General features: G+C 62.8%; 10 protein-coding genes. 1 reads left to right on the top strand and 9 read right to left on the bottom strand.

Features of this window, described 5'->3' with window-relative positions; all coding sequences use genetic code 11:
• Positions 1-112: 112 nt before the first annotated feature.
• The 8 genes from C1H84_RS16300 to rpsP form a co-directional block, all read right to left on the bottom strand.
• Complete coding sequence (locus C1H84_RS16300; protein ID WP_146956166.1) at positions 113-703, bottom strand: hypothetical protein; 591 nt, start codon at positions 701-703, stop codon at positions 113-115.
• Positions 704-886: 183 nt separating this feature from the next.
• Positions 887-2,923, bottom strand: a complete 2,037-nt coding sequence (locus tag C1H84_RS16305; protein ID WP_146956169.1) for a S1 family peptidase — start codon at positions 2,921-2,923, stop codon at positions 887-889.
• 634 nt (positions 2,924-3,557) lie between these two features.
• Entirely contained in the window at positions 3,558-4,205 is a 648-nt protein-coding gene (gene lepB, locus C1H84_RS16310; protein ID WP_113607996.1) for a signal peptidase I, read from the bottom strand.
• A 13-nt stretch (positions 4,206-4,218) separates the two neighbouring features.
• Positions 4,219-4,578 (bottom strand): 50S ribosomal protein L19, encoded by a 360-nt coding sequence (rplS, locus tag C1H84_RS16315; RefSeq protein WP_053798020.1) that lies wholly within the window; start codon positions 4,576-4,578, stop codon positions 4,219-4,221.
• A 259-nt stretch (positions 4,579-4,837) separates the two neighbouring features.
• Entirely contained in the window at positions 4,838-5,662 is an 825-nt protein-coding gene (trmD, locus tag C1H84_RS16320) for a tRNA (guanosine(37)-N1)-methyltransferase TrmD (RefSeq protein ID WP_047118967.1), read from the bottom strand.
• Positions 5,662-6,204, bottom strand: coding sequence for a ribosome maturation factor RimM (gene rimM, locus C1H84_RS16325; protein ID WP_052772347.1), 543 nt, complete (start codon positions 6,202-6,204; stop codon positions 5,662-5,664). Before rimM ends, trmD begins: the two co-directional genes overlap by 1 nt.
• 144 nt (positions 6,205-6,348) lie before the next feature.
• Positions 6,349-6,591, bottom strand: a complete 243-nt coding sequence (locus C1H84_RS16330) for an RNA-binding protein (RefSeq protein ID WP_047118965.1) — start codon at positions 6,589-6,591, stop codon at positions 6,349-6,351.
• A 2-nt stretch (positions 6,592-6,593) separates the two neighbouring features.
• Positions 6,594-7,004 carry a 30S ribosomal protein S16 gene (gene rpsP / locus C1H84_RS16335; protein ID WP_047118964.1) on the bottom strand — a complete coding sequence of 137 codons (411 nt, stop codon included), beginning with the start codon at positions 7,002-7,004 and terminating at the stop codon, positions 6,594-6,596.
• A 260-nt stretch (positions 7,005-7,264) separates the two neighbouring features.
• On the opposite strand from rpsP, the gene C1H84_RS16340 reads away from it, so the two are divergent.
• Positions 7,265-7,894 carry a LysE family translocator gene (locus C1H84_RS16340; RefSeq protein WP_113607997.1) on the top strand — a complete coding sequence of 210 codons (630 nt, stop codon included), beginning with the start codon at positions 7,265-7,267 and terminating at the stop codon, positions 7,892-7,894.
• 73 nt (positions 7,895-7,967) lie between these two features.
• Here C1H84_RS16340 and C1H84_RS16345 read toward each other — a convergent pair.
• The coding region (locus C1H84_RS16345) for a DUF222 domain-containing protein (protein WP_113607998.1) at positions 7,968-9,377 on the bottom strand (1,410 nt) is incomplete at its 5' end.

Below are 9,377 nucleotides of genomic sequence, written 5' to 3' on the forward strand. Positions count from 1 at the left end.
GTCAATACCCTCCATCTTACGTACGCAGCCGCGCGGCGGCGCCACGTGGCACGCTGCACGCACGAATTGCCCAGATAATTGACTGACCGGCCGCTTTCTCCGGCAGGTGAAGCTAGCTCGACGGGGTTCCGACGGTGGCAGGGGCCGGGGAGGCCGGGCCGCTGCTGTCGGTGAAGTCCAGCGGGATCCCGCCGGCCGGCTGGTCCTTGGCCAGCGCGTCCTGCACGGCCTGGCGCTGGGAGGCGTCCACGGCCAGGGTGAGTCCGCCGGTGCGCGGGTTCAGCGTGTACGCGTGGATCGCCGAGCGCAGCCGCGGCTCCTGCTTCGCCTGCCACGCCATGATCTGCGAGATGCCCTCGCGCAGCTGGGCGTTGCTGAAGTCCACCAGATGCCCGACCGCGCCGGCCTGCTCGATGGCCTTCACCGCGCCGTCGCTGGTCGCGGCGACGTGCAGCTTGCCATCCTCGATCCAGCCCTGGACGTATTCGTCGCCCAGCTGGGCCGCCAGCTGCTCGTTGGCCTGCAGCAGCGCGCTGACGTCCATGTCGGCTCCGCTCGTCGAGGTCTGGGTGGCGGTGGGCGGGGCCTGCGGGGCCTGCGGGGCCGCCTGCTGCTGGCCGCAGCCGGTCAGTGCCAGTGCGACGACGGCGGCCGAGGCGGACAGCCCCACCGGCCGCCGCCGTGCCGAATGTGTGCTTCTCATTTTCAATCCTCGTCTTCCGGCGGAACCGTCGGCGTGCCGCGGGTCTTGCACCCGAGGCTACCGGCCGTCCCGCAAAGCCAACTCGTAGGCACATGTGTGCCGCATGGCAATGCCCCGCTGCCTTCAGCGGCAGCGGGGCATTGCCATGGTGTCCGCGAGGCGGTCACCGGGGAACGTGGTCCCTTAGCCGTGGCGTCGGGCGCTGCGGCGGAGCAACAGTACTGCCGCGCCGATTAGTGCCAGGGCGCCGCCGGCGGCGATCAGCGGAACGCTGCCCGCACCGGTCTCAGCCAGTGGCTCTTCCTTCTTCGGCGCATCCTGCTTCGGCTCGTCCTTCTTCGGGTCCTTGGCCTCGGTGGACTTGCTTGGCTCGTCGCTGGCCGAGGCAGTTGGCTCGGCTGAGGACGATGGCGATGGCGATGCCGATTCGGACGGCTCGTCGGTCGAATCGGTCGGCTGAGTCGGAGTCGCCGATTCCGAAGGCACATCAGTCGAATCAGTCGGCTGGGTCGGCTCAGTCGGAGTCGGAGTCGTAGGCTCGGTCGGAGTCGTAGGCTCGGTCGGAGTTGGGGTCGGCTTCGGAGCCACCACAACAACGTTTCCGTTGACCTGCTCGGACTTGTTCAGCCCATTGACTGCCTCAAGGGTGAAGTTGAAAGCGCCTTCAGTTTGCGGCGCGGTGAAGCTGAAGTTGCCCGAAGAATCCACGGTCACGGTATCGACAACGTTGCCGTCGACGATCACGTTGACCTTGGTGCCGCTGGAAGCGTCGGTCACTTCGCCGCTGAGCTTCGCGCCCGGCTTGACCTCGACCCCGTTGGACGCCGAGGTCACCTTCGGTGCGTTCACGAAGAACTTCACCTGGTAGCCCTTGATGTAGCCATTGGACTGCACGTCGGATAGCGAGGTGTAGAACGCCATATCCTCCGTTTCAGACGAGCTGTTCACACCTACGCTGTAGGCCGAGGTGATTCCCACGGCGTGTGAGCCAACGAGCATCGGCCCGCCGGAGTCGCCCTCGTTCACGACGCTCAGGCCGGGGTTGCCTGTGGCGTAACCCCAGACCGGACGTTGGTCATTGTTGTAGCCACTCACGAAGAATACGCCTTCTCCGATGATGGTCGAACAGCTCCAGCCCGTGGTGCGGCCGGCGGCGCAGGCGGGGGCCCCGAGCATGCCCGCGGACACGCCGGTCACGTTGACCGATCCGGAGCGCGGGCCTGCTTCCGGCCAGTTCGTCACGGCGGTGGGAAGCGTCAGCGCCGGGTTGATGCCGTCGATGACGGCGATGTCCGTACCCGGCACAGTAGTATCCCGAAGGTGCTCCGCTTCCTCATCTCCCAGACCGTCCAGCACCGACTGGGGAATCCCGGAGTTGCCCGCACCACCGAACTGGCTGAATCCGAAGGTGCCAAGAGGCGCACCCGCGGGGCCCATTTCGTTCGGCGAGGATTGCTCGACGATGCCCAAGATCGTGCCCCGGCCGTCCATGGAGCAGTGGCCTGCGGTGAGAACGGCGTCTTGGCCTGTCGGCGACCAGAGGTTGAAACCGGTCGAGCAGATCTTTAACTCCGGCACCTGCGACGTGAAGTCAACGATCGAGTAGGCCATGCCGCCAAGCAGATCTTCGCCGGCTGAGCCCTGAACCGGACCAGCTCCCTCCACCAGCTCGACGCCGGGTGCGATTTCGGCGAACTCTTCCAAGCTCAGGGCCGGCTCTACTGATTTCCCCTCCTCGACCTGGCTGCTCCCGTGTTTTGCGGCGACCGGGTCGGTAGCGAAGATCTGCAGGCCGTCCTCGGTATTCATGATGGCGGTAAGCCTCGAGATTTCGGAGGTTTTGACGGTGTCCAGGACTTCCTCGTAGACGTCATGCACGTCATTGATCACCCCGAGTTTTGTCGTGACCGACACTGACTGTGTCGAGGTAGCCTCGACGGCATCCTTAGCTTCTTCCCAGTCTCCCTCGGACACCATAATCTCAGCCTTGCCGTCTTTGACGCTGGCTGAGGCGTTAATGCCTTCGGAAGTGAGATTTTCACGGATCTGCACGGCTTCTTCTGCAGCTCTGGACACGTCGTTGAACTCATCGAGGGTCTTGCCCAGGTCACGTTCCACCGCTTCTCGTAAACCCTCCGCGTCGTCCAAGCCTTCGGCCGGCATACTGGACGGGGTTGCCAGGGCGAATCCGGGGGCGGAAGTAGCAGGGGTAGCGGTCACAGCAACGCTGGATTTCTCAGGCAAAGCCTCGGGTGTATCCTGCGCCGCACTCGCAGGCAGGAGGCTTCCACCTACAACCAAAGCGGTGGCTGCTGCAGCGGCGAAGCTTCGCTGCCCAGTTCTACTATGCGGTTTTGGCATGGTTCCTGCTCCCAGAAGATCAGATGCGAGTTTTTGCGCGCCTCAGGCGCTGCGCGCATGTAAAGAATCAAATTCTTTACCAAAACGAAACCTTATCTGGATTCAAACAGGCGTTTCAAGCGACAGATCAAACAAAAATATAAAACTAATGTCGCAACGTTACTAGTCAAGCTATATTCCAGCGTCTGAGCTAAGGGGGATCGAGCGACATTTAGTTGATTTTGAAGACTTAAGTAATCTTACTTTTCCCATGTCATAGTGGCTTTCAACCTAATTCTGAACAGACAGGGTACTTTGTCTCACGCAGGGCATACGCCACTTGGAGTCCATACACAGCCGCGCATCGGGCCTGCGTTCCTCCTCAATCCGCTTCTGAGGGTGGCAAGAATTCTTGTCACTTTTCGCATGGAAGTACCAATGCGAAAACCCGCGCAGCGAACAATCAGGCACGGGTTTCATCTGGCGAACACTGCATGCCCACGCGGATGCCGGATCAGCGGATATCCACGCGCTGATCCATCGGCCAAACGATATTGGTTGCTTGCCCGGTAACGCGATCCAGGCTGATCATGCCACCGCCGCTGGCGCCAAGCAATGACCGGGAATCCTGCGACACTGATCGGTGGTCCCCCATGACCCAGATCCGACCGGCAGGAACTTGAACGGAGAACTTCATCTCGCTGGGCGCATCGCCATTGAAGAGGTAGGGCTCGTCGATCGGTTCGCCGTTGACGGTGACGCGGCCGTCGGCCGAACAGCATTCAACGGTATCCCCGCCCACCCCGATCACGCGCTTGACATAGGAATGGGAGCTGCCCGAAAGCTTGAAGGCGCCCACGAGGTCGTCAACCACCGAGGATCGGGCATAGGGCAAGAACGATCCCCGACCGTCGAATACGATGACGTCCCCGCGCTGGGGCTCGGCGTCGTCGTAGGCGCGTCGGTCCACTGAGATGGCCTGGCCCGGGTTCAGCGTTGACTGCATCGAATCCGAGCGGATGCTGAAGACATCGACGAAAAATGCACGAATGATGATCACGGCGACCAACGCGCAAATGACAGCAAGAACAGCGAAGCGCCAGACCCAGTAAAAGGCCCGGCGCTTCGTGATTGCCGCTTCAGGGCGAGCAATCTGCTTCATGGAAGAACGCAGATTACTTCTTGCCGCCGAAGTCGCGCTTCTCGCGGATGCGAGCAGCCTTGCCGTGACGATCGCGCATGTAGTACAGCTTTGCACGACGCACGTCGCCCTTGGACACAACCTCAATCTTTTCGATGATTGGGGAGTGAACCGGGAAGGTACGCTCGATACCGGTGCCGAAGGAAACCTTGCGGACGGTGAAGGTCTCGCCTACGCCGCGGCCCTGACGGCCCAGTACGTAGCCCTGGAAGACCTGAACACGGGAGTTCTTGCCTTCGATGATGTTGACGTGCACCTTGAGGGTGTCGCCAGGACCGAAAGCAGGAACGTCGGAACGCAGGCTAGCTGCATCCAAAGAGTCAAGAATATGCATTGTGCATCTCCTAGGATCAATGCCGCAGGTCACCGAATCCTCGTAGCGGGGCTCTTCGAGCGCCTGAAACGGCGCCGAACTCCCCGGAACGTTTACCACCGGCTGGCTTTAGCAACCGATGCGGCGGTTCTTGAAGTCCGGGATCCCCCTGCGGCAGGATTCGGACAAAACACACCAAGAGTCAATTTTGCCATATAAATATCCCTGAGGTGAACACCGCGGCGGAGCAATCCGCCGTGATGTTGGCCTCGCGAGGAGTTTATTCGGATTCGGTTCCTGCGCCGGTAGCCCAATCGAGCTGGGACTTGGGCAGAATCTCGCCTTCAACCACGGCAAAACCGTTGTGCCACAGGGCATCTCGGTCCCGGCGGTTCAGGCTTTCCACGTCGAGCTGGGTGATCAGGTCCGGCCGGCGGTCGGCCGTGCGCTTGATCTGCTCGTCGCGGCGGTGGCGGGCTACTCGGTGGTGGTTGCCGCCCAGCAGCACCTCGGGAACCTCGCGGCCGCGCCAGGACGCAGGCTTGGTGTAGACGGGGTACTCCAGCAGCACATCCGAGTGCGATTCCTCGACGAGCGACTCGGGGTTGCCGATGACACCGGGAATCAGGCGCCCGATGGCCTCCACCATCACCATGACCGCGACTTCTCCCCCGTTGAGGACATAGTCGCCGATGGAGACGGGAATGACAGTGAAGTTCTCGTGCGCGTACTCGATGACGCGCTCGTCGATGCCTTCGTAGCGGCCGCAGGCGAAGACCAGATGCTCTTCTTCGGCGAGGTCGTAGGCCATCTGCTGGTTGAAGACCGCCCCTGCGGGCGAAGGCACGATCAGCACCGGCTTCTTGTCGGCCGGAGCCTTGGCGCGGACAGCGTCCAGCGCCTGGCCCCACGGCTCGGGCATCATGACCATGCCGGCGCCGCCGCCGTACGGGGTGTCGTCCACCTTGCGGTGCTTGTCGGTGGTGAAGTCGCGCAGATTGGTGACGTTCAGGTCCAGGATGCCGTCTTCCGCGGCGCGGCCGATGAGCGAAAGCTGCAGCGGGTTCAGGTATTCGGGGAAGATCGAGATGACGTCCAGGCGCATTACTTGGATTCCCCCTCGGGCTGCTCCGAATCCTCGGAGTTCAGCTCCAGCAGGCCCGGAGGCGGGGTGATGGTCAGCGTACCGGCCTCGGTATCGATCTCCGGGACGAATTCGTCCACGAACGGCAGGTAGATTTCCTCGCCGTCGGCGTTCTCGAAGACCAGCAGATCCTGGGCGGGGTTGGTGCGCAGCGCCGTGACAACGCCGACCTCGACGCCGTCGTGCATGACCTTCAGGTCCTGCAGCTCGTGCTCGTACCACTCGTCCGAGTCGTCCTCCGGCTCCTCGCCGACCTCTATCTCCAGGCGGGCGCCGCGCAGCGTCTCAGCGGCGTTGCGGTCCGCGATCTCCTGGAAGGAAAGCAACAGGATTGTCTTGTTCCAACGCGCGTTCTTGATGGTCAGCGACTCGACCGGGCCGTCGGTGACATGCAGGACTTCGCCGGCGACAAAGCGCTCTTCGGGTGCGTCGGTGAGGACCTGGGCCGTGACTTCGCCGCGGATGCCGTGGGGCTTGCCGATGCGGGCTACCTGCAATCGCATGTTCGCTGAACCTTTTCTTCGGTGGATGGCTTCAGATGGTGAAGGATAAAAAATTTTGGGGTGAAACACTAAAGGAGTTCCCGCGTTGTAGAGCGGAAACTCCTTGAGTGTTGAGGCTCGGCCTAGGCCGGGCCTCTAAGTTGTTCAGCCTCGGCGACGATCAGTGTCGATAACATCAACACGGATCGGCTCCTTGGCCAACGCTGCCATCACTGTGCGCAGTGCCCGTGCAGTGCGACCCTGGCGTCCGATCACGCGACCGAGATCATCAGGATTCACACGTACTTCGAGCAGGTCGCCGCGGCGGGTGGACTTCAGGGCAACCTGAACGTCCTCCGGCTCCTCGACAACCCCGCGGACCAAGTGGTCTAGCGCGTCAACGAGCATGATTACTCAGCCTCGGTAGCTTCAGCCTCTGCCTCTTCGGCAGCTGGCTTTTCAGCCTTCTTGGTGATGGCTTCCTTGAGGATAACCGAGCCCTTTTCAGGAGCAACGAATGCTGGCTTAGGCTCGGCAACCTTGTAGGTGCCTTCCTGGCCATCGATGCCCTTGAACTTCTGCCAGTCACCGGTGATCTTCAGCAGTGCGTGTACCTGCTCGGTTGGCTGAGCGCCAACAGACAGCCAGTACTGTGCACGATCCGAATCGATCTCGATGATCGAAGGGTTCTCGGTCGGGTGGTACTTACCGATCTCCTCGATGGCACGGCCATCGCGCTTGGCGCGCGAGTCCATGACGACAACGCGGTAGAAAGGTGCGCGCATCTTACCGAAGCGCTTCAGACGAATCTTTACGGCCACTTTTGTGGTCTCCTGTTTCTCAACATGGTCGAACCAAGCTTTGTGCACCTGTGGGGCAGGCCTTACTGACCTGGTTCTAAAAGGACAGGATTCGAAACGGAGAGAGGGTCCATAACAAATCGAGTACCCTGCAATTATGCCAGAGACCCGGCGCTCAAACCAATTATTCCCGACACCTGCGTGCCGGTTCTGCGAATGAGGTTCATCACTCCGGGTTCGGAGCGGAGGCAGCCGGCTCGGCGGGCTCTACGATTTATTGTATGACCGTCACTTCCGCATTGCTCTCCTTCGCCGTCGTTGCCGCGCTGATGACGCTGGTCCCCGGCGTCGATACGGCGCTGATCCTGCGCTCGGCGGTCACGCGCAGCAGGCTGGACGCACTGGTGGCCGCCCTCGGAATCTGTTCCGGGGTTTTCGCCTGGGGCATCATTGCGGCCGCCGGGGCATCTGCGGTGCTGGCCGCCTCCCAGCGCGCCTACCAAATCCTGACTTACGCCGGTGCCGCGTACCTGATGTTCCTGGGCGGCCAAATGATCTACCGCTCGCTGCGGCGACGGGAACTGGAGACAACGAACGTTGCCGTGGCCAGCAGCAAATGGAAGGCCTACGGCACCGGGTTGGTGACCAATCTGCTCAACCCGAAGATCGGCGTCTTCTATATCGCTGTCATTCCCCAGTTCACGCCGGCCGGTGCCAACGCCCTGCTGATGGGTATCGCTTTGTCGGCGGTGCATGTGGCGATGACCCTGGCCTGGGCTGGCGTGCTGATCCTCTGTGCCTCGCTGGCCGGCAAATGGCTGAGCACCCCGAAGGCCGTGACATGGATGGACCGGATTACCGGAACCGTGCTTGTCGGCTTCGGCGTCAAGGTGGCGCTCTCCAAGCCTTAGGTTCGGTGCCGCTGATCTGGCGTGGAGATGCCTCAATCAAGGAATTCTCAGCCAAACGATGAATACATGGGTTTTAGGCAGCGGTGTAAAGCCGGTTCCGCTGCGGTATCTGCAACGGATCCACATGCTTCGGGAACAAGATATACGCCAATCCCCCGATCTTGACCAAGGTCAGCAACCCGGCATGGATCGCCAAATGATGCCGACGGCACAAACACGACGCATTACGGCAACTGGTCTGCCCGCCATGCTCCCACCAATCATCATGATGGCACTCAAGCATCTCCGGCGGCGCAGCGCACCCAGGCACAATACACCCCCGATCCCGGGCCAACGCGGCCCGCTTGATCGCCTCGGTGAAGAACCGCTGGGACCGCCCCACATCCAGCGGCTGCCCGTCGGGCCCGAAGATCACCCGGTAAATCGCCCCCTCACACATCAACCTCCCGGTCTCCGCCGCGTCGAGCCCCACCCCGTGATCCGTGGTCGAGGTCAGCATCTCGGGGTGCCGCAAATCCTCCAGGGCCTTGAGCTGGATGTGGATCCCGACCCGTGGCGCGATGGTCTTCGCCCCCGGCCCCGAGAAACCGGATCCGAGGGCTGCGAGGAACGCGTTCAGCCGGCGCTGGGCCGGCGGCACGTCTGCGTCGCCTCCCAGCTCCGGGTCCTGGTCGCTGTATTCGGTCCGCGGCTGCCCGGCGGCATCCCCGGAGCCATGGCCTGCATCCTCGTGGCCGGTTTCCGCACCCCCGGAATCCTGGCCTTCCTGGCCCTCGGAGGACTCCTGGGCGTGCTGGCTCTTCGAGGACTCCGGGGAATCGTGGCCCTCCGAGGAGCCCGGGGAGCTATCGCCGGCAGCTTGCCACGCGTCGAAGTCGAGGAGGTTCTCCCGGCCTTCCTCCGCCGGGCGATGCCCGAACCCGGCATCAGGACCGGCACCAGCACTGGTATCGAGGCCGGACCAGTCAGGAGCCGGCTCATCCGAACTGAACAACGTATCGGTCTGCACCTCGCCCTGTTCCTCACTGTGGGGGTCTTCGGTGCCGTGCTCGGGTTGCGGCGAACCGGCCCGGGCGGCCTTGCCGGCCTGGGTGCGCGGGTTGTCCGCCTGCCCCATCAACGAGCGCAACTGCTCGGCCTGCTCCCCCGCCGCGCGCAGGTCGTAGCAGTCCACCCCGGCCCGGGTGCCGCGGAAGAAGATCCCGGTCTCCACAGCCCGCTGCTTGCCGTGCTCGCGCCGGTAGTCGGAGATCAAGGTGGAAACCTGTTTCTCGCTGGTGGTGCGGTTCGGCTCGGCCAAGGCGGCCAGTACGTGCTCTTCCATGAGTGCCCCGTCGGCGTGCCGGGCGGTCGGCGGCAACGGGAGCCCCTCGAAGCAGGTGTCGGCCGGTTCGAACTTGTCCAGCGCCCGGGCCGCCTGCGCGATCCGGCGCGGGTCCACGGCCCCCGGAGCCTGGTACAGCCGGGCCAGCCCGGCCGTACC

This window comes from Glutamicibacter soli (assembly GCF_003309065.1).
GTDB lineage: Bacteria > Actinomycetota > Actinomycetes > Actinomycetales > Micrococcaceae > Glutamicibacter > Glutamicibacter soli.